This window comes from Paenibacillus sp. FSL R10-2778 (assembly GCF_038593035.1).
GTDB lineage: Bacteria > Bacillota > Bacilli > Paenibacillales > Paenibacillaceae > Paenibacillus_AQ > Paenibacillus_AQ odorifer.
In genome coordinates this window covers 5483447-5504664 of sequence record NZ_CP151956.1, presented here as the reverse complement: position 1 = coordinate 5504664, position 21218 = coordinate 5483447, and the positions used below count along the sequence as shown (strand labels likewise).

The 21218-nt window shown below is 37.5% G+C and carries 18 protein-coding genes; 14 read left to right on the top strand and 4 right to left on the bottom strand.

The features are described from left to right. Positions 1 to 502: 502 nt before the first annotated feature. The 3 genes from NST40_RS24750 to NST40_RS24740 all read left to right on the top strand — a co-directional run bounded on the left by NST40_RS24750 (position 503) and on the right by NST40_RS24740 (position 4490). Positions 503 to 2047, top strand: a complete 1545-nt coding sequence (locus NST40_RS24750; protein WP_076130852.1) for a radical SAM protein — start codon at positions 503 to 505, stop codon at positions 2045 to 2047. Between the two features lie 69 nt (positions 2048 to 2116). Further along, complete coding sequence (locus NST40_RS24745; protein ID WP_036687467.1) at positions 2117 to 2305, top strand: hypothetical protein; 189 nt, start codon at positions 2117 to 2119, stop codon at positions 2303 to 2305. A gap of 331 nt (positions 2306 to 2636) precedes the next feature. After that, positions 2637 to 4490: an ABC transporter ATP-binding protein gene (locus NST40_RS24740; protein ID WP_036687469.1), complete on the top strand. Its 1854-nt coding sequence runs from the start codon at positions 2637 to 2639 to the stop codon at positions 4488 to 4490. Positions 4491 to 4716: 226 nt separating this feature from the next. On the opposite strand, the gene NST40_RS24735 is transcribed toward NST40_RS24740, so the two are convergent. Next, complete coding sequence (locus NST40_RS24735; RefSeq protein WP_051491512.1) at positions 4717 to 5070, bottom strand: BlaI/MecI/CopY family transcriptional regulator; 354 nt, start codon at positions 5068 to 5070, stop codon at positions 4717 to 4719. A gap of 404 nt (positions 5071 to 5474) precedes the next feature. Between NST40_RS24735 and NST40_RS24730 the strand changes: the two genes are divergently transcribed. The 6 genes from NST40_RS24730 (at position 5475) to NST40_RS24705 (ending at position 11569) form a co-directional block, all read left to right on the top strand. Next, positions 5475 to 6410: a serine hydrolase gene (locus NST40_RS24730; protein ID WP_342410087.1), complete on the top strand. Its 936-nt coding sequence runs from the start codon at positions 5475 to 5477 to the stop codon at positions 6408 to 6410. Positions 6411 to 6453: 43 nt separating this feature from the next. Next, positions 6454 to 7122: a hypothetical protein gene (locus NST40_RS24725; RefSeq protein ID WP_036687472.1), complete on the top strand. Its 669-nt coding sequence runs from the start codon at positions 6454 to 6456 to the stop codon at positions 7120 to 7122. After that, complete coding sequence (locus NST40_RS24720; protein ID WP_076220372.1) at positions 7112 to 7975, top strand: ABC transporter ATP-binding protein; 864 nt, start codon at positions 7112 to 7114, stop codon at positions 7973 to 7975. The genes NST40_RS24725 and NST40_RS24720 overlap by 11 nt, the downstream gene beginning before the upstream one ends. Continuing rightward, positions 7968 to 9176, top strand: a complete 1209-nt coding sequence (locus NST40_RS24715) for a hypothetical protein (protein WP_076185530.1) — start codon at positions 7968 to 7970, stop codon at positions 9174 to 9176. Before NST40_RS24720 ends, NST40_RS24715 begins: the two co-directional genes overlap by 8 nt. An 18-nt stretch (positions 9177 to 9194) precedes the next feature. After that, a complete protein-coding gene (locus NST40_RS24710; RefSeq protein WP_076220373.1) occupies positions 9195 to 10340 on the top strand; it encodes a hypothetical protein in 1146 nt (381 codons plus the stop codon). 71 nt (positions 10341 to 10411) lie between these two features. After that, the gene (locus NST40_RS24705; RefSeq protein WP_143761926.1) at positions 10412 to 11569 is read left to right on the top strand and encodes a hypothetical protein; all 1158 of its coding nucleotides are present in this window, start codon (positions 10412 to 10414) and stop codon (positions 11567 to 11569) included. Between the two features lie 170 nt (positions 11570 to 11739). On the opposite strand, the gene NST40_RS24700 is transcribed toward NST40_RS24705, so the two are convergent. Further along, positions 11740 to 12240 (bottom strand): AAA family ATPase, encoded by a 501-nt coding sequence (locus NST40_RS24700; protein ID WP_076221073.1) that lies wholly within the window; start codon positions 12238 to 12240, stop codon positions 11740 to 11742. 653 nt (positions 12241 to 12893) lie between these two features. Between NST40_RS24700 and NST40_RS24695 the strand changes: the two genes are divergently transcribed. The 3 genes from NST40_RS24695 to NST40_RS24685 are packed head-to-tail and all read left to right on the top strand — an operon-like array spanning position 12894 to position 16919. Then, the gene (locus NST40_RS24695; RefSeq protein WP_076219807.1) at positions 12894 to 14879 is read left to right on the top strand and encodes an AraC family transcriptional regulator; all 1986 of its coding nucleotides are present in this window, start codon (positions 12894 to 12896) and stop codon (positions 14877 to 14879) included. Then, positions 14866 to 15915 (top strand): iron ABC transporter permease, encoded by a 1050-nt coding sequence (locus tag NST40_RS24690; RefSeq protein WP_081387548.1) that lies wholly within the window; start codon positions 14866 to 14868, stop codon positions 15913 to 15915. Before NST40_RS24695 ends, NST40_RS24690 begins: the two co-directional genes overlap by 14 nt. Next, the gene (locus NST40_RS24685; RefSeq protein ID WP_076098983.1) at positions 15912 to 16919 is read left to right on the top strand and encodes an iron ABC transporter permease; all 1008 of its coding nucleotides are present in this window, start codon (positions 15912 to 15914) and stop codon (positions 16917 to 16919) included. The genes NST40_RS24690 and NST40_RS24685 overlap by 4 nt, the downstream gene beginning before the upstream one ends. Before the next feature lie 278 nt (positions 16920 to 17197). Here NST40_RS24685 and NST40_RS24680 read toward each other — a convergent pair whose 3' ends face one another. Beyond that, positions 17198 to 18478 (bottom strand): sensor histidine kinase, encoded by a 1281-nt coding sequence (locus NST40_RS24680; RefSeq protein WP_076193191.1) that lies wholly within the window; start codon positions 18476 to 18478, stop codon positions 17198 to 17200. Next, positions 18471 to 19208, bottom strand: a complete 738-nt coding sequence (locus NST40_RS24675; protein WP_076219805.1) for a LytTR family DNA-binding domain-containing protein — start codon at positions 19206 to 19208, stop codon at positions 18471 to 18473. Before NST40_RS24675 ends, NST40_RS24680 begins: the two co-directional genes overlap by 8 nt. A gap of 156 nt (positions 19209 to 19364) precedes the next feature. On the opposite strand from NST40_RS24675, the gene NST40_RS24670 reads away from it, so the two are divergent. Beyond that, positions 19365 to 20306 (top strand): ABC transporter ATP-binding protein, encoded by a 942-nt coding sequence (locus tag NST40_RS24670; RefSeq protein WP_179087026.1) that lies wholly within the window; start codon positions 19365 to 19367, stop codon positions 20304 to 20306. Further along, positions 20303 to 21085, top strand: coding sequence for a hypothetical protein (locus tag NST40_RS24665; protein WP_076219804.1), 783 nt, complete (start codon positions 20303 to 20305; stop codon positions 21083 to 21085). The genes NST40_RS24670 and NST40_RS24665 overlap by 4 nt, the downstream gene beginning before the upstream one ends. The last annotated feature ends 133 nt before the right edge of the window (positions 21086 to 21218 follow it).

The following is a 21218-nucleotide window of genomic DNA, read 5'->3' as shown; positions in this document are numbered from 1 at the left end:
CGGATTATGATACTTCTATTACTCTCACCCTACAAAAGAGGTAAAACAGCAGCAATCAATGGTCTGATGTGAAGACTTGGACCTAGTCTTTCTCGAGCATGGGCTCACATGCTTCGAACGGGTTTAACTATGTCAATTCCGGGAATACCTACCGGGTGGTACATATAACAAAATTTGTGGAAAATAGTACGGTTCTGGAGACAATAAACTCCTATTCGTATGAATTCAAGTATTAAGACTCCGATTCTAGCCTAGCAAAAAAGAGCAGCGCTTATGCTGCTCTTTTTTGATTTAGAGTGTTGCAGGTTTCTATGCGAAGTTGTCTATTAAAATATGGGGCTCGGTTTAGTCTTATCAAGTAGAGTTTTCGCCTACTAAACTTCATAACCTAGATGTGGTAAGACCGAAAGTAACATATTAAAAAAATAATGTGTTGATATTTTTTTAATATGTTACTATAATAATATTCAAGAATTGTATTTTAATGGCAGGAGGTAATGAAATGGATTTATATAAAGATAACTTCGAAAACTTTTCAGAACTCTTTAATTACATCCAAGAATACAAAAAAGAAAAACCAGCACAAACAGCACTTTCCATAGGGAAGATATTCTCTGAACATAACTTTTACTACTTCTACGATAGTGGTACAAGTAAGGTTGTGATGCTTGACAATGATATAGCTCAGTTATTTGAATTGTTAATTTCCTCTAATAAAAGCTTAGATGAATTAAATCAATATATTTATGCTCACAACGTTAATGTAGATGAATTAATGACTTCAATTAATGAGGAGGATTTATTCAAAGGATTCAAAATTAAGCACTTATATAATGATATATCCCTAGAGTATATAAAAAATGAAATGAATACAGGGACAACGCAACTCATTTTAGAATTAACTGGAAAATGCAACATGCGTTGTCGCTATTGTATATACCATGATGGGTATCCTCACAATCGGGCGTTTACTTCAAAAAGAATGTCATCTGATACGGCGCTTAAATCTATTGATTACATGAAACTTTATGGGGATCAGCAGGAAGTTTCTATTACTTTTTACGGTGGAGAGCCTTTACTTGAATTCGAGCTATTAAAAGAAGTTATTGAATACTCGAAGGTTGCTTTAGCAGGAAGGACTATACAATTTTCTTTTACTACTAACTTGTCTGTATTAACCCCCAAAATGGCTGAATATTTTTCTACCGTTGACAATTTATCTATTCTTTGTAGCATTGATGGTCCCAAAGAAATACATGATATGTATCGAGTTTATAAGAATGGCTCAGGCTCATTTGATGACGTTTTCAAGAAATTCAAATTATTAAATAGTGTAGCTAGAAAAAATGGTAAGGAAATGCACATAAGTGCAAATGCGGTGTACATGCCTCCGTTTAGCGAAGAAAAGGTTTCTCAAATAGATGACTTTTTTACAAATTTAGATTTTACTCATGAAGATTTCCGATATCAATTAGGTTATGCCGGACCTGGTACTGTGCCTGAAGAATTGCTTAAAAGCTCCGATTATAATGACCAATCGCTACGACAATGGCAGGATAAGCAAATTAGTATTACTAGCAATTTGGAAGAAATTAAAGAACAAACTATCTTTAATTCACTTGATAGAATTCATAAAAGAAGCGTAACAAAAAGAGCTACTAATTTTGTGCCAATGAACGGTTGTTGTGTTGTTGGATCCCGACGATTATTTGTTTCCGCAGATGGCGATTTTCTCGCATGTGAAAGGATAGGAAACAGTCCTTCAATAGGAAATATAAATCAAGGGATTATTGAGGAAAAGATTTATAAAAAATATGTTTATGAATTTTCCGAAGTTTGGGAAAATATTTGCTCTGATTGTTGGGCTGCTAAACTTTGTAGTAGTTGTTATGTAGACAGAATGGATTCTTCGGGAGTCAGGGAACCTGATCTTGCAGAGTGTGAATATTATAGAAGTACAACAGAACGTAGTTTAAGGAATTATCACAACTTACTTAGGACATCACCGGAACAATTAGCAATCTTTAACGAAGATGTTCTTTTATAACAATTAATTTCTCGGTTTAATTGTTCTCATTTAAACCTGGATAAATACATAATGAAAGGAGGTGAGAATATGCTGAAAATTATGAATCCATATCAACAGCAAGCTATTGACAATGAGAGCATAGCTTTTCGTGCGCCATGTGTGTGTAACTCTAAATTAGCGAACCAAGCAGCTACTAAGGTTTCAGGAACTGGTTGTCAATGCTCTTGCATCGGTTCTGTAAATGAAGCGGCTAACCAAGACGCAGCAAGAAACTAGTTTTACAAACCAGCAGTATGTGTAATTCTCAATTAACGAACTATTCAGTTAAATAAAATTTCAGAACCTGATTGTAATTGCTCTTGCGTCGGTTCTGTAAACAACGCGTATAACTCCGACGCGGCAAGAAATTGAGTTTCACAATACAACAGTGTCTTCGTCCAATACCGACGAAGACACTGTTGTATTCAAATCTAAGGTTGTTAGACTGGAGTTACTCTTCAGAAGGCTATGACCTATATTGAAATACAATAACCATACCACATTATTCTTCAGGGTTTAGTCACGTCCTTAGTACTTAGAACACAATTAATACTGGAGGATAATTGAGATGAAGAAATTCAACAATTTTAGACACTTTAGTAACTACTTTGCTATTATAAAAACTACTCTAAGCGTATTATTCGCCTCTTCAAAAAAATACTTCATATTAATTTTAGTTTTAAGTTCTGTTATGGCTTTACCTGATATCATAAACTTAATTGTATGGCAGCATATAATAGATCAAATAGGTTCTCTTTTAATAAATGACAACAAAGATTATATTATCATAATATATCTCTTTCTTCTTCATTTCATTATTGTACTAATAAAATTAATTATTAATAAAACTACAAATTATGTAAAGGAAATTTATACTGTATTAGTTGATAAGTATATAACAAATAAAACTATTGAAATTGTAGACAGCATGGAAATGCAAGATTTCGAAGATCCAAGACTACATAATGACATCCAAAAAACAAATGACGAGTCAACAGTGAGAAGTATAGGTATTTTGAATAACATTGTTGAGATTATCATGAATATGACTTTATTCGTTGGTACAATAAGTATATTGGCATCTTACCAGATAAGTATAGTGATTATCATCATACTATCAATAGTCCCAAGTACAATAATTAATTTAAAATCTATGTCAAAGTTATTTGAAGTATATGATAAACGATATGAAAAAACTAGGTACTATAGTTCTTTAAAGGATATGATAGTTACATATGAAAATTTCAAAGAAATGAAATTATTTTCCAACATATCTTTTATACAGAATATCATTAATAATATTTTTGAAAAGATAATTGAGCAAGATAAAAATGTAAAAAGAACTTTGACTATAAAATCTACAGTAGGTGATTCTATTCAACATTTACTGACCTATTTATTGAAAATAATTATAGTTGTTAATGGTATTATGAGTAAACTGTCAATCGGTGTGATCATAATGAGTATTGAAACTGCTACCAAGCTGCAAAATGCTTTGATCAATTTAATAAGCTGTGCTTTGACACTATATGAAAATTGTTTGTATTTATTGAGCTTTGAGAGGTTAAACAAAATAAATTCAATAAAAAGCGAGGAAGTTAGGGAGGATTTAATAAAGGATTTTGTCGTGGATTCAATTGAGTTTATAGGAGTTTATTTTAAATATCCAAGCTCATGTAACCATATATTAGAAGATATAAATTTGACATTAAAAAAAGGATTTGATTATGCAGTTGTCGGATATAACGGAAGTGGAAAAACTACGTTGATCAAGATCATTTTAGGGTTATATGCACCAACAAAAGGCGAGATATTAATCAATGGCATTAATAGAACTATGTACGACAAGAAAGCCTATTTTGAGAAAATGAGCGCGATGTTTCAGGATTTTGTGAAGTTTCCGCTTACAATAAGAGAAAATATTGGAATTTCAATGGTTGATAATATTAACAATATGCCAGTTATAATAGAAGCTTCCGTCTTAGGTCAAGCACATGATTTTATTAATGAATTAAATAGGAAATTTGATACAAATTTATTGATTGGATGGGAAAATAGTGAGGATATTTCAACAGGACAATGGCAAAGACTTGCTATCTCAAGAAGTTTCGTCCGGGAAGCAGACGTTATGGTATTTGATGAACCAACAGCAGCTTTAGATGCTAAGACAGAAAGTGAAGTCTTTGAAAATATGGTAAACAAAAAAACAGAGAGGATTAATATAATTATTACTCATAGATTCACTAATATAAAAAATATTGATCAAATAATTGTAATACACGAAGGAAAAGTAGACGCTGTGGGTGATCATGATTTTCTGATTAGCAATAATAAAATATATGCGGAGCTGTATGACATTCAAGCAGACAACTATAAAGGATTCATTAAAGAGCCTGCTCTTGCAGGTGAGTTGTTGAAATAATATAAAGAGCTCAAAGCAGTAATCAGTGCTTGACAAAGTGTCCAAAAGGTGAAAATGGAAAAACATCTGATACTCCTGTATTGTTGTAATTCTCGAAGAAGGAATAAACAGATGTCTATATAATATATCAACAAAATGCTTGACATACTTAATTTTTCAGTTTTCATACTCGTCCTATATGAATTTTATCTTTAACTACGGTGAGATTAAACTTGGATTTGTATAACTACTTCAATTCTTTTAAACAATCTAACTCATTATTTTCTTTAAAATGTTCTACAAAGTTCGATACTGAAAAATTCTTAGCATTTATTTTTAAAATTTGCAACTGATATGCAGCATATTGTTCTGCACTTATAACAGGCTTATAACTTCTTGTTAGTACGGTGCCACTATATACAATGTCAGAAATTTCAATATATTCCTTTTTCAATAAATTCCGAACCGCTGCTTGAACGGTATTAATACCCAATCCGTCCCCTTTATCTGCGATGGCTGATGCGGTTAAATTTCCGCCATCTCGCCAAAAAACCAATAACACATCTTGTTCTTTTTGACTGATTCTAGGCAGTTTTTTCATTTCATTCACCTTTCATATAGTAGGTTGTGTTTATTATAATTGCTAAATTGCAATATATCAATCTTAAAATAGTGACATCATATTTTTTTATTCTTAAAATTTACTGGTTTGTTATTGGAGCATATTAAGGGATATATGAGTGATTTACAAAGAAAGAATCAACGTTAGGCAATACCAACATTGCAGTAAAATATTTAGATGATATTTTTTTGATGTCACTATTTATTTGAAACATTTTATATATAACGCTCGGTTGAAGTTCGTGTACGGCTGGATACTAATGAAGTAGAGAAGTATAGTAAAGCACAAACCATTTATTTAAGAAAAACTTAAGATCTACACACCTAGATTTTTAAGGTGTTGAATCTATACTTTGTACCAAGAAGAATAGGGAGAAAATGGAAATGGAGAAAGGTGAACGTAGCAAGCTAAAGAACAGGAAACCCAAGTTAGTAAGAATATCAGTATTCACAATTGTTCTTCTCGGAGTGCTAATAGGAACAGCAAGTAAACTGAATTTAGATTCACAAAAGGTCTTGCCATTCTTTGTACAGAACACTTATGCCAGTCCATATATTTATGTCTATGACAGAGAGTCTGATCAAGCCATTTACGAAGAAAGTGCGGGAGCCAAGGTTTATCCTGCTTCACTGACAAAAATTATGACCGCAATTGTCACCCTTGAGCATGTTGATGACTTATCTGTAATCGCGCCGGTAGACCGGAGAACGTTCGGTGAGCTTCTTGCAAGTAACTCTTCTATGGCCGGATTTCGCGAAGATGAGGAGGTTACCTACCAAGACTTGTTATATGGGACGCTTCTCACTTCTGGTGGTGAAGCGGCAAACACTTTAGCTGTCCATGTTGCGGGAAGTGTGGAAAATTTTGTTTTGATGATGAATGATAAAGCCGCTGAATTCAGCTTAAATGGTACACATTTCACTAGTCCTGAGGGCCTTCATGATGACAATCAGTATACAACCGCTTCAGACGTGGGAAAGCTTTTGGATTATGCATTAGCTAACGAGGATTTTAAAAAGATGTTTACTCAAGAGACATACCTGACGACATCAACAACAGACCATCCAGAAGGGATTCTGTTAGAATCGACGGTACTGAAGTACCTTAATGAAGATCAGCAAATCGGCTTCAAAATTATTGGAGGTAAATCGGGAACTACATCTGCTGCTGGACAATGTTGGGCAACACTTGGGTTAGTGAATAACCGTGAGTATATAGTCATCGTCATGGGGGCGCCATTAAAGGACATTAGTCATCCAGATCAGGCTCAGATTAGGGATACTTTAAATTTATACGGAAAATTAAGTCAGTTGAAATAAACGATAAAATGTAGAATTACATATAAAAAATGGAGGTGTCTTAGTGAAAAAAATCTTAATGTTTGTATTAACTATAACCATTTTGATTGGAGGAAGCCTCTACTTCCAAAATCAAAGCAGCTACTCAGAATATGCAAGCATACAGGATGATAAAACCATCTCAGAGGATTTAATTACCTTAGATAATAATCCGAAGGATGTAAAGTCAGAGAATAAGAATCCGGGCAATGAGGAATCTCCAAAGGATGCAACGCTAGATGATAAAAGGACTTTTGAGGATATTGCTTTGGACAAACGTCTTGATGAAGGGAGGAAAAAAAATGAAAGAACTTATCGGGAGCAAGGAAGAAAAGAGTCTTCAATTAGGCCAACAATAGAAGTTCCATCTCTTTCTATCGAGGATATAACAGGCATCTACAAAACAGTTGATGCATACATGAGAGAAAATTCAGATCGGTTTCCCGAACCAGCGGATAATGGCACTAGGGGAAACACTGATGATCCGAGAATCCAAAATATTCTATACAAGGAAGAAAAAACAGGTATCATAGCAGGATTCGAAAATGAAAATCTGTTCGCATGGGAAGTGAAAAAGCTGGACGGAGAATATACCAACCTCCTGTTAGGTAGAAAGTCTACGGGAGAAGAATGGCAAGTTCTCTCGGAAGGAGACGTATATCAATTGAGAGAGGAAATTAGCGATGGAAATTAAAGCGGAGAATTTAACAAGAACATTTGGAATGAAACGGGCAATCAGTGAACTAAATTTTACATTGCCTGAAGGTGTGTATGGGCTTTTGGGAGATAATGGGGCAGGGAAAAGCACCTTGATGAGAATCCTTGTGGCAATTGACCATCAAACTAGTGGTAAGGTTACCTTTAACGGCAAGGATATCTTCCATATGAACGACGACTACCGGAATCTTGTGGGATATATTCCCCAGGATTTCGAGGTTTATTCCGCGTTTACAGCAACAGAATATCTGGAATATATGGGAGCACTGAAGGGGTTGTCAAAAAAAGAACTGATGCACAAAGTTCCAGAGGTATTACAGTTTGTCAACCTGGAGAATGTTGCTAATAAAAAGGTCAAAACCTTTTCCGGAGGGATGAAAAGGCGGGTGGGCATTGCCCAAGCCATTATTAACGATCCGAAGATATTAATTTTTGACGAGCCCACCGCTGGGCTTGACCCCCATGAGCGAATCCGTTTTTCAAACATCATAAGCGAAATGGGACAGGACAAGATCATCTTGTTTTCTACCCACATTATTTCGGATATCGAAGCAATTACCACCAATGTGATCATCCTAAATCAGGGGAAAATTAAAGAGCAAGGTAATGTGCAAAAGATGTTATCCGGGATTAAAGGAAAAGTATTTACTGAGGAGATGGACAGAGAGCGACTGGCCTCCTTTAAAAAGGAGCACCTGATCGTACGGATCCGGCAGGAAGAAAACGTTGTTAATGTCCGTTACTTGGGAGAAAAGGAATCAGGCGCAATCGTATGCGAGCCCACGCTGGAAGATTACTACATCTACTTAGGGAGTGGGAGCCATGCGTAATTTCATTCCATTAGAACTGAAAAAAATATTAAATAAAAATACAGTAATTATCAGCCTACTCTTTCTCACTATTATTCTGATCCCCTGGATTCAAACCGCCAAGAGTATAGATGTCTTGGATGATGAGGGAACCATACATAGCGGTCTTGGAGGCTGGAAAATTTTAAGGGAGCGCACGGTTGAGGGCACGATGACGACGGATTATTTATTACAAATGAAACAAAACTACGAAAACAGCGTGGACAAACCTTATATTGAAGGCGAAGTAGATACAGATCGCAAGTTGGGAAAAAGATTAACTTTTCCTCACGATGCGCTGAACTGGGAACTGAACTTTCCATATATAAAGTACCGTGTTCTCGATAACAGCTTAAATTTAACGGATGAGCAGCTCTCCAATTTTTATGTAGATTGGAAGGGCAGTTTTACCGAATATTTATCCACTGAACAAAATCTATTTCCTTATACAGAGAAACAAATCGAAATCATATCCCAGAAAATGCAAAAAGTACCCACCCCATTTTTATTCAAATACGATAGTGGCTGGGAGTACCTGAAAATAGGTTTATTAAATACGATCTACCTTTTCTTTATGTTCTTGGCCTTTATCCTATGCGAAGGATTCTCCAAAAACAGCAGCAAAGGAATTGACAAGGTGACCTTATCCACCAAGGAGAGCAGGAGGAGGCTGCTCAGCTACAAGCTTGGTGCCGCTTGTGTGTTTTCTACGATAGCCTATTTTGTGTATATTGCGATCATACTGCTGTTTATTACCGCAGTGTATACGCTGCACGGCTGGGACTCTTCGGTTCAAATCGGAACAATTACATTTTATTCTATGAATCAGCTTCAAGAGGGGTTACTCTATATTTCCATGGGATACTTTTCCACACTTGTCGTGACGCATCTTATCCTGTTTTTGTCCGTGGTTTTTAAAAGAGGGAAACTGGTATTAGCACTTTCACTGATTTATTTTTATCTCGTAAATACTTATCAGATGGGGAGGGGGGCGCTGATTGAAAAAGTGATGGTCTTCATGCCCCAGAACTTTATCAATAATCTTATAGGCATAGAGAAATTATATTTTGTGGGTAATACTGTATTTCCTTATGTTTTTGTCGCCCTGTTTCTGGGTACTGTGTACATTCTCTTATCTCGAATCGGTATCTCTATATGGATGAGAAGATATTATTTACAGTAGAGGAAGGTAGGTGAAATCATGAGCTATTTATCAAAAGTAAACAGAAGTAAAATCCTAAACATAAACATATTCGGTTTTTTGTTGGCATTGTTTCTGATACTTACCTTTTACAACTTAGACACCATCAAAACAGGTTATTTAAATCAGGCAAGATATGAGGTAACAGATGGGACGGAATACCGGTATTTCTATCAACCGGAGGTATTGGATGAAGTTGAGATTAATAAAATTTTGGAAAAATACAGAGAACTTAGCCTACCAGAAGACAGGAATAAAGCGGATGTTGCAGATTTGCCAGCCTTGGATATAATTATCCAAGTGTATGGCTGGAACTGGACTGGAATACGGGATGTCTCAGCAGAACAATTTTATCAGGACAGGGCAGACATCATCAAAAGTGCACAGAAGGAAGCGGGGAGTTCTAGGGAAGGAATCAGCAACGGGAATTTTGCAGCGGCTTCTCTCTCCGAACCTATCCGGATGGGTTATGCCGAGGGATGGAAGAACGTTAACTCAGGGATGAGCCAGTGTGTTTTTATTGTCCTGGTTCTCATTTCCATTCTACTGGTCCCAATTTTTAATGAAGACGAGACCTTGGGCGTGGACGGACTGGTCAAATCCACGAGGTTTGGAAAACGTAAGCTGAGTAGGATACGGATTATCAACGCCTTCCAGCTCTCTTTATTGCTTTATCTGACGGCGGTAGCGATTTACATTACGCCTATATTCTTTATGTACGGTTTACAAGGAGCGGATTTGCCTATACAAAGTAGTCCACAATTTTTTTTATCAATGGTTGCGGTGAATTATTTCGAGCAGTTTTTAATCAACCTGGTTATTGGATATGTGGCAATCTCACTGATGACAGGGATTACTTTATTGATCAGCGTATTAGTCACACAGATTTATACTGGCTACGCCCTGTTACTATTCACCATAGCCATATCTTACGCCATTCAGATGAGCGAGGTATTCTTTCTGAAACATTATGTGGGCAATTTTCTGCCCATGCAGATAGCCAAGTTCAATAGCTATTACACAAGTTTTGAACCCTATGGAGGTATTTCTAGAATTATTGCCGTTCCTTCCATTACTGTTGCAGTTTTATTTATACTCCTACTATTTTTGCCAAGATGGATTAATAAAATGAGGTTTACTTCTTAGATTGAGCATTACGCATAAAGTTAAAACACATCAAGGATAAAAAAATGAAGTGAAGTTCGGAAAGAAGGTAGATGATGTATTCATTTTTTATTTTATGCGAAGCTGGATCAGAAAAAGATGGTATTAGCAACAACGGTTTAGCTCACGTTCTAGAGCACTTTGTTATACTGGCGATGCTCAAAGATTTTTTCACAGAGAAAGAAAGTAATTTGAGAGGACAAACAAGTTACTGCTATTGCTTATATAGTTGGAGCAATGCGAAGTACCAAGTAGGTTTAAACCTTATCTTTGAATTTGAAAACTATGTGAGGAGGATATTAGATAATAAAAATGAATATTATGACTTAATGTTAATGGCCATTAGAGAGGTCGAGGAAGAAATACTATCGAAACACAATGAGGTGGCAAAGATCAATGTAATGATTCATTTTTTAAATAAAGATATTGTTTCTCGACCAATAGGCCTACTTGAGGACGTAAAAAGTTTGAACGTTGACCAATTATTTGAGACTTTAAGTAGTATTTATGTAGCAGGAAATTTAAGATATTTCATTTTTAATCATGAAAAAAATGAGTTTGTTATTTCTGACTTGCCTCAAAAAACAAAGCGAAGAGGTTGTGTGGAAAAGCAAGAATTCCATGACAAAGAACTGGAACGGATAGCATCTAATTTAAATATAGATGTACAAATATTTAAATTATTTTGTAATAGTGATAAAAAAGTTGCACTTTCTAGTACTTATTTTTCTAAGATTTTTAACAAAGAACAAACGATTCTCAATGAATTGTACTTGATAAGTATTTGCAAATTATTAGATAAAGCTTATGGTGTCAAAAATAACTGTAAATTTGAAATTATATTTTTTAGTAATGAGGACTCTACTAGAATTTACTATATATTTGAATTAACGAGCAGCAATGATATTTACGAGACTCCAAATAAGATAACCATAGATGTGGAACAGATAATAAATTTCATGCTTGAAAGTGTAAATTTCCACGAGTTAAAAGAGGAGTTAAGGATAAATGTATACAGTAATAGATTTAGTCCAATAAGTCGAAGTGAATGCGAAGCAGAGATATTGAATAAAGTTTACTTTAATAATTTTCAAGTAATAAAAGATTATGAAGATTTTGCTGATATTTTACGGAATGTTACGATTGATAAATTCAAAGGATTCTTGTATTTTGCGTTAGGGGAGATAGATGACTTAATTATTTTTGAATAACGTAAAAGACAGGCCGACAGTTTTCCTCGCTTTGGAGTCTAGAGTCCATTTTCATTGATCAAAATAAACTTGCCGGACGACTGACTTCTATGATACACCACACTTTCACTAGACGAATGGTTTCATTATATAAATTGGTACGGGTGTCGCACCTGGTCATCAAGTCGCCCTCAATGCGAATATGTGGATTGATTCGCTTCTTTACCTTCACAATGATCTGAGCAGTTGAGTGCTACCAAAGCATTGATATTGAGTAAGCCAAGTGATGGAGTCGTGTCTATAATGATGTAGTCATAGTTGGCTTTCATCGGTTCCAGTAAAGTGGTCAATGTCTTTTCACAGCCATTTTCATCCCGTAGGTTAATTTCGGCAACAGACAGTTCAATGTTGCTAGGAATCAGGTCAATGTTACCTTGAGAATGAATGCACTCTTCGGGCGATGGAAGCGGTTCGTCCGTCATCATCGCGTTCTTGATGTTGAACATAGAGTAAGGGAGTTTATCAGGTTGTTCGATACCAAAGTACATCGTTAGATTCCCTTGAGGATCAAAATCAATCAGTAATATCTTTTTTCCTTCATTATATAAGGCGTAAGCCAGGTTATAAGTGGTGGTGGTTTTACCTGTACTGCCTTTTTGATTAGCGATAGTGTTTACTGTTGTTTTTCTCATATCAATTCCCCTCCCTGAAGCCAAAGCTTCGATATTATCTGTCAATGATAGGGAGCGGGCTGATCTGTTATAGTTCTCTCCGAGTTCTCTCATTTGTGCAAAAGCGACTACTATTTGAGAAGATTCCCGGAAGCCTTGCGGCGTTTAAATCTAACGAAAGAACCTGCAAAAAAACTTGATCTTACAAGGATTTTCGCGGGCTTTAGATTCCTTTTCTTTGACTTAGTTTCTGCTATCTTCCCGATAGCATGAGCGACTCAAAATCGAGAGGGAAACCGTGGAGGTTCGAGTCCTCTCACCGGTACCAACTAAATCAACTCAAAGTTCATTAGATACTATATCTGATGAACTTTTTTGTTTGTTTTTTTACAATTCCGTTCATGTCTGTGCCGGAAAACTTTTGATACATCCTTCAAGTGTGAATAAGAAATTGTACTTAGTTGTACTGAGGAAGATTAATGTAAGCGGATATGTGAATGAGATAGAGGCATTCCTGAGGAAGCTCCATTTCGAAAGCTATAAGCAATCATGATACTAAACAGCGATTGACAAAATAGAGGAACTATCTAATACTAATTGATAATCATTATCATTTATTGTGAAATATAATTAATTCAAATAGATTGTGGAGCAGATCGGAGTGTATTGCAAAGATGAGGCTGGAAGATCATATTTTCGCATGGAATTATGCCGCTGTTAAAGTACTTGATATTCGACATGCTGTGATGAAGCCTGGGGACAAGCTGCAAGGCTATGTATTACCAGCATGTGGATTTATCTACTGTGTGCGGGGTACGGCCAGCTTGAATCTCAACGGCATAGATTACGACGCAGACCGTCACTTTATTGTGCATGGTGGCAAGGGCATGAGACTAAGTATAGAGACAGGGAAGTTGTTTGAATACTATTTATTATTCTATAGAGCCTCCTTGCCAGGAAGAAAGGATTTAGCAAGACTTTTAGAACGCAGCAATCCATTTCGGATGCAGTATAGCTTCGAGTCTTTGGAGCCATTACCACTGCACTATCAACTAATGGCAATGGAACAACTTTGGGCACAAGGAAGCCAATTGGAAAGAATTCAAGTTAAAGGCTTGTTCTATCAGTTTATACATGAGTTATTAAAGCAGTTCACAAAGGATGGAATTAACCTCAGGCAACCGGATGTCATTGGGCAGGTTGTCCGTTATATTGAGGAGCATTATCGTCATAATTTATCACTAGAATCTATAGCGGAGCAATTTAATTACAGCCCTCGTCATTTATCAACGCGTTTTAAAGGGGAGACGGGGTTCAGCTTGATTGAATACTTGATACGATTCCGGCTTAAACATGCAGAAGAGCTATTACGATGTACCGATGCTCCACTTCGCGATATTGCAGAAGAAGTTGGATATAACGATGTATATTACTTCAGTCGCATGTTCAGTAAATACAATGGTCAATCTCCCATCCGGTTCCGCAAGGAAAGCAGGCAGGTGAGCTCATCGGACAATCGTCCATTTACCACCGCCAAATTCTCCATTGGCGAGCACATATCCTCCCGATATAATGTTATTGAGTATGATAATCATTATCATTACTATTACCATAATGAAATAACCGGAGGGTCTTCACCTATGAGATTAACAAAGACGTCAAGTTTTATTGTAGCGATGCTGCTTAGCTTTACCTTGCTATTAAGTGCATGTGGATCTGCAAGTGTTGGTTCTAATGCCACAAATTCTAATGGATCCAAAGCTTCTGAAGTTACATCATCACCAGCAAATAATTCAACTGCAGCTGACAATGCCATTAAGGAGGCTCAGACAAGAACTATCTCTACAATAAAGGGAGATATTGTTGTTCCAGCTAATCCAAAGAGGGTTGTCGTGTTATACCTTCAAGGGGATCTTGTGGCCCTCGGCATTAAGCCAGTAGGGACTTCGAGTGTCTTTGAAGGAGCGGCCTTTGCAGAAGAGCTGGGGGGGATTGAAGATCTAGGTTCATGGTATGAGCCTAATCCAGAGGCTATTATGGCAGTAAAGCCGGACTTGATCATAGCTGCTTCTGAAGAAACTTACGAAATCCTTAAGGATATTGCACCGACCGTTCCAATTCCTTATGAAAAAATGGCGACGGATGAACGTGTAATGAAGATTGGCGAGGTATTTGGCAAGGAGCAGGAGGCACAAGCTCTATTAGATAATTTCCACGAGAAGTTGGAGAAGAGCAAGCAGCAGCTTGATGAACTTGGAATTTTGGATAAGACAGTAACCATTATCGAAGGCGGCAAAAAAGAGATGGCGGTGATCGATAGCAAGCTTTATGGAAGGGGCTCTCAGATCATTTATGAATATTTAGGGCTAAAAGCACCAGAGATTCTTCAGAAAAAGATTGATGGCAGAGAGAAGGCTACTGGAGGGTTTGTTTCCTTAGAGGTGTTACCTGAGTATATAGGAGACTTCGTGTTCCGCTCTGTATGGGATGGGGCTGATGATTTGTCGGACAATCCAATTTGGAACAGCATTCCAGCAATTAAAGAAGGTAGATTGATCGAAATTGGGTTTGATTTTTCATATTATTCCGATATCTACTCTCTTGATAAGCAGCTAGATTTTGTAGTTGAGAAGCTAGTGTCAGCGTATGAAAAAAAATAGAAAGCTAGATGATAGAACAACCGTTATCCCTGATTTAAGAGGGAAATCGTATTTCGGTCTGTTTCTACTCCTAGGGATACTGCTGCTGCTGCTTTCAGTAGCAGCTTCTATCTCATTTGGCTCTGCTTCTATGAGCCTGAAGATGGCATGGACAGCGATTTTTAATTTTGATCCTGAACTGACCGAGCATCAGATTATTCATGCCCTTCGTATTCCGCGTACAGCAGCTGATATTATTGCAGGTATGTGTCTCGCGGTAGCAGGAGCGGTTATGCAGGGCTATACGCGAAATCCCTTAGCAGATTCCGGATTAATGGGAGTAAATGCAGGAGCAGCACTTTCAATGGCCGTTACACTGGTTTTTCTTCCAGGACAACTGCAGACAACAACCTTGCTGGTTAGCTTTATTGGCGCAGGACTTGGAGCAGGATTAACGTATCTTGCCGCTTCATTGAATCGTTCAGGAATGACACCTCAACGACTGGTGCTAGCTGGAATATCAATTACAATGCTATTTGGAGCTGTGGGGTCATTTATCTCATTAAACTATGGAATTGGTCGTGCCCTTGCTTATTGGACTTCGGGTAGTGTGGCTGGAGCAACATGGGTGGAAATTAGGCTAGTTATACCTTGGTTCTTAGGTGGACTGGCTTTGTCACTATTCATTGCACGCTCTATCACTGTTTTAAACTTGGGGGAAGAGATTGCGAAAGGCTTCGGGCAACGGATCGTTCTCGTTAAGATGATAGCTACGCTTGCGGTCCTTTTACTAGCGGGTGTAGCTGTTGCACTTGTAGGGCCAATCGGCTTTGTAGGGTTGATTATTCCGCATATTATGCGTTTTTTTGTAGGTGTAGATTATCGTTATATTATTCCGGCATCAGCCATTTACGGCGGCGCACTTATGGTTGTAGCGGATATCGCAGGAAGGCTGATTAATCGTCCGGCAGAGACAGCACTGGGCATTATTTTTGCAATGATTGGTGTTCCTTTCTTCTTGCTAATTGCGAGCAAAGAGAGGAGAGCCTTCAAATGAATGTTGTTAAATCGCATAAGGCTACAATATGGATTCTATCTCTTTTAATACTGCTTATTGCAGGAGCTATTCTTAGTCTTAATATGGGAAAGGTGTCCCTCAATCCACTTGAAGTATTTCAAGTATTGCTTGGACAAGGTCCAGAGGAGCATAATCTCGTTGTTTATAAGTTTCGTCTTCCCCGGATCGTATTAGCGATACTTGTTGGATTTGGGATGGCACTGGCAGGTGCAGTTATGCAGGCTTTGCTGCGCAATGATCTGGCTGATCCCGGCATGCTTGGTATTAGCTCAGGTTCAGGTCTTATGGTGTTGCTGATTATCTCAACGGTAAGCATTCAAGGCGCCGCTATAACATTATTACTGCCGTCTATGGCATTCTTAGGTGGTCTGCTGGCAGCAGCTCTGATCTATGTTCTAGCCTATAGAAAACGTCGTATGATTTCTTCTACACGACTTGTCTTGACTGGTGTTGCGATCAATATGGGGTTTAGTGCGCTATCGCTATTCCTGACTTTAAAGCTTGATGACCAGAAGTATGAGTTTGCGCAGCGTTGGCAAGCAGGATATTTATGGGGTGACAAGTGGTCTTATATCAGCTTGTTGGCACCTTGGGTATTGCTGCTATTCGCATATATTCTTTCTAATTTCAGGACATTGAACGTCTTGGTGCTAGGCAACGAAATTTCGATAGGATTAGGTGTTGCTGTAAAGAAGAAATTTTTGCGCTTGGCAATTGCGGCTGTAGGCATAGCTTCTGGCTGTGTAGCGCTCGGGGGCTCGATCTTCTTTATTGGATTGATTAGTCCGCATGTGGCTCGCAAGCTGGTAGGTCACGACTACAAAGTGCTTCTACCTACTTCAGCGCTTATTGGTGCGCTATTGCTGCTTGTAGCGGATACGATTGCTCGAACGGTCAGCTTTAAGTCAGATATTCCCGCAGGAATTATTGTAACAATGCTGAGTGTGCCTTACTTCCTATATCTATTGATGCGTTCAAAATAAATACCGATAGGTTCCATTCCTCTCACCGGTATACTAAAAAGGTCTATAAAATTGCTTAATAAGCGATTTTATAGACCTTTTTCATTTTCAGAGCTTATTAAATTCCAGAAAAGTTTGATAAATATAAAAAAAATCCCCTTTCTCCTATCTTTAATAGAAAGGAAGGACTGTTCCCTATCTCGTTAATTGATCAAGATACCGGTGTGGCAGGAACTATATATCTTACCAGTAAAGATGAAGGAATCACTTGGGTTTATGATGAAGCTTATGATAAGCTTCTAAATCCTTTTTTTACAGGGGACCATAAAAAGAACAATTTCGACTTGAAATAGATTATTGTTATATGAAATATCTACTAAGCCATTACTATCCTCTACGACCTTCTGGATACTTTTTAAGCCTATACCATGACCGGATTTATTAGTTTTTGTGGAGCAGATGTCGCCAAAACGATTCGTATGAATTTCATTCACATAAGGATTCTGAATCCGGATGAACAAGCTTTCGTTAAGATAATGCATATGTATGGTTATATAGCACTCTTCATTTCTTTTATCGCAACAAGCTTCAATGGCATTGTCCAGTGCATTTCCTAAAATCACACTGATAACTGTGGTGTCGAGCGTCAGCTGTACAGGGATGTTCAAGTCTAACTTGAAGGGGATCTGATGCTTCTCAGCGACCTGCTGCTTGTAGTTGATAATGGAATCAATAATCGTATTCCCGCTATTGCTAACGCCTATTGGATTGTCTATTTGCCCCAGTAAGTTGTCCAACTCATTTAGATTGGCAGCTTCACCGGATTGTACCTTTGCGCGTAAACCTATGAGAATATTTTTAATATCATGCTGGAACTTAAAAGATTCTTCCTGTATTTCTTTTGTCAAAAGATATTGATTTACATAGTAAGCATTTTGTTGCTCAAGTAAATAACTTTGGTTCTGCGCAGATTGGATAACTAACATACGGTCACATAAGATAAATATCAATAAATTTATAATGAGTAGTCCTGTGGATAGGATTGGAACAAGGGTAGGGAAGGACTGCATATAAAGGCTGGATGCGAAGCTGTAGATCCCTAGTGTGCTTATAGAAGGGCAAATAAATAATAGAACCCAATACCATTTAGATAACCCGCCATTTCCAAAGGCTTTAGCTACGCGCACGGATACAAAAGCTAATATAAACATCAGCAGCTTGGAAAGAAACTGGTTCAGAATATATCCCTTTGTCGAGTAAAATAGGGGTAGTGATAACTCACTAAGCGTAATAAGCGCAACCAGAAAAAGAGCGGCAACGATCCGCCATTTGATATTTCCATTGTAAAAAAAAGATAAGAGAGCAATCAGGCCAATATTGAGTGTGAGTAGGATTGAGCCTGGCAGTGAGCTATAGTGCAGAAAGACAATACAGAGGAAATATAGAGAGTACACGATAACAAGATTGGCTTTGGTGGTAAGTCGGCTAACGAAACAATGGCTGTAGAAGTAATGAATGATGATAGGTAAAAGTGGAAGCGTTACTAGATAGAATAACTCCTCCAGAAAGATATTATCCAACAAGACTCCCCCTGAATTTCAGATATTTTTTCTTAAAATCGGCACTGTATTTTGCACTAATGGGTAAGGCTTCGCCATTAAGGAGAATTACTCCCTGGTTACTGATTTCTTTAATAAAGTAAAAGTTAACGATGTAGGATTGATGGATTCGGACAAAATCGCTCACAGGAAGCTTCTGCTCTTCCTCGTTTAGTGTACTGTAGTAGTCATGTTGATCCTTGCAGGAATAAAGAATAATTCTCCGCCGGTTGCTTTCCAGATAGATGATATTTCGATAGGGGATTAGAATTTCTTTTCCTTTTTGCTGTAGTGATAAGAAGTTTTTTTTGCCTTGCTGCAGCTTGCGAATTACTTTTTCAATCGTAGAAATCAGTTTTTGCTTAAATATCTCTGAATCGATAGGCTTCTTTATAAATCCCGAGGGCTGAACATCGAAGAGTTGCAGATGATATTCATCATGACTAGAGACATAGATAAGCTGCACTAGATCATTTTCATCATTTCCCCGCAGTACATACCCAGCTTTTATTCCATCCATATCCGCCATTTCAATGTCCATAAAAATAATATCAAACGCGCAGGCCTCTTGAATGGCCTTAGTGAAGCTTTCTCCGGAATAAAAGATCGACACCTCTATTTTCCTTGTGAAATTCCTTTGAGTCTCCAGAATAAGTCTCTCTATTAATTCAGTAGTGGGAAAGTCATCATCACAGACAGCAATACGTATCACTTTATCATTCCTTTCGACAAGAATTGTCCAAAATATCCGGGAATTTGTCGACCATATAAGTCACATTATACAAATCCTTCTTAATAATTACATTAACTAACTTGATTGTTACAGTTTGAATGTAGAGTTCATGGCAACATGTTAGGATGTGGAAAAGTGAAAAGAGGAGTGTTTGATTTGACTCAAACGATCTTTGAGGCCAAAGGTTTAAGCAAACAATACGGAGAGTCTTTTGCGCTTCAGGATGTCTATATGACGATTGGGGTAGGAGATATTTATGGGTTTGTTGGCGAAAATGGGGCAGGTAAAACTACATTAATGAAGATAATAGGCGGATTGGTACATCCGACACATGGCGAAATCTCTCTTTTTGAAAAAAAGGACACAAAAGCTGTTCACGAGGCGAGGCGAAAGGTTGGATTTCTAATTGAAAGGCCAGCGCTTTATCCTAATCTAAATGCGAAGCAAAATCTTACGTTTTATTGCCGTGCGTTTGGGATTAAGGATAAGAGCAGAATTGCGGAAGTATTGCAGGCAGTTTCTCTGGCAGATGCCGGTTCTAAGCTAACCTCAGAATACTCCCTTGGGATGAAACAACGTTTAGGTCTGGCTATTGCTCTACTTAACGATCCCAAATTTCTGGTATTGGACGAGCCTATTAATGGTCTTGATCCGTCAGGCATTGTAGAAGTGCGAAAAATCCTGGAGAAGCTATCCAAAGAGCAAGGAGTGACTATACTAATATCCAGTCATATTTTAAGTGAGTTGCAGCTACTTGCGACCCAATACGGTTTTATTCATAAAGGAAGGTTAATCAAAGAAGCTTCTGCGGAGGAACTCTTGCATACGGCGGAAACAAAGATCTGTATTCGAACGGCTGATCCCGCAGCGACACTTCAGATTTTGAAAAGTGAACTCCAACTAGAAACCATTACGATCAGCGAAGCTGGAGAAATTCAAATTCCTAAAGAGAGTACAAATCTGGAAGAGCTGATGTCTTTTTTTCTACAGCGGGGCATCCATATTGAAGGGATTAACCTGTCGGCTCCAAATCTTGAGAACTATTATATGGATCTAATTGCTGGAGGTAACGAATGAGGAATTTTCTTGAGGCTGAAGCTTATTATGTAACCAAGGATCCCATGTTCAAGGGGATAAGTCTTCTTTTGCTGTTTGGAAGTGCCTTATTACTGGTTTGGATGGGGGTACAAGTAGGATTTGATATAGATGGTCCTTTAGAGCCTTTAATCACTAGCATTCAGTTATCTTTTTTTCTGTATTTTATCATCCCGATTTACGTTTGTTTTTTTGCTACCGAGGGATTTGAGTATGGGTCGGTTCAAACCATTATCGCTTCGGGTCAGAGCAGGTCATTATATTTACTGGGAAAATATCTGACCGAATTAAAAGTGGTATTATGGTGGGTAATTCAATTTTTTGGTCTTTTTTATGTATTGTATATGCTGGCAGCGCTTGTTACGGGTTCCCATATCGGAAATGAAAGCTTAGAGGGGAAGTTTATCGTTGCTATGGGGGCTATTGGATTCAATATTTTGTATCTCGCAGCTTATTCCGCTGTCGTGCTGTTGTTAGGAGTATTGATGAAAAAATCGGCTACCGCTGTTATTGCCACGTTTGTTTTTGTATTTGGCGATTTTCTGCTCAGTGGTTATCTTAAAGACTCATCATATGTATATCTGCGAATGGTTTCTGAAAATACGCTAACGACGCAAATTTTTAAATTCTCTGCTGTAAATTCACATGAAATATATACCTTAAACGAGGGTGTTCGTATGATCCTAATCCCTGTTGTAATCATAGGAGTTTGCTTGAGCGTTGCTTTAGTTTCTTTTGAAAAGAGAGATGTGCATCTATAGAAAGGAAGGATGGATTATGAAAAAGGATAACAAAAGAACAACTATGATCTTAAGTATTTCGGTAGTAGTTATTATTTTTTGTGTTCTTTTTGTGAGTATACGAATATCTTGACGCTGTCTATCTAGTTTTACT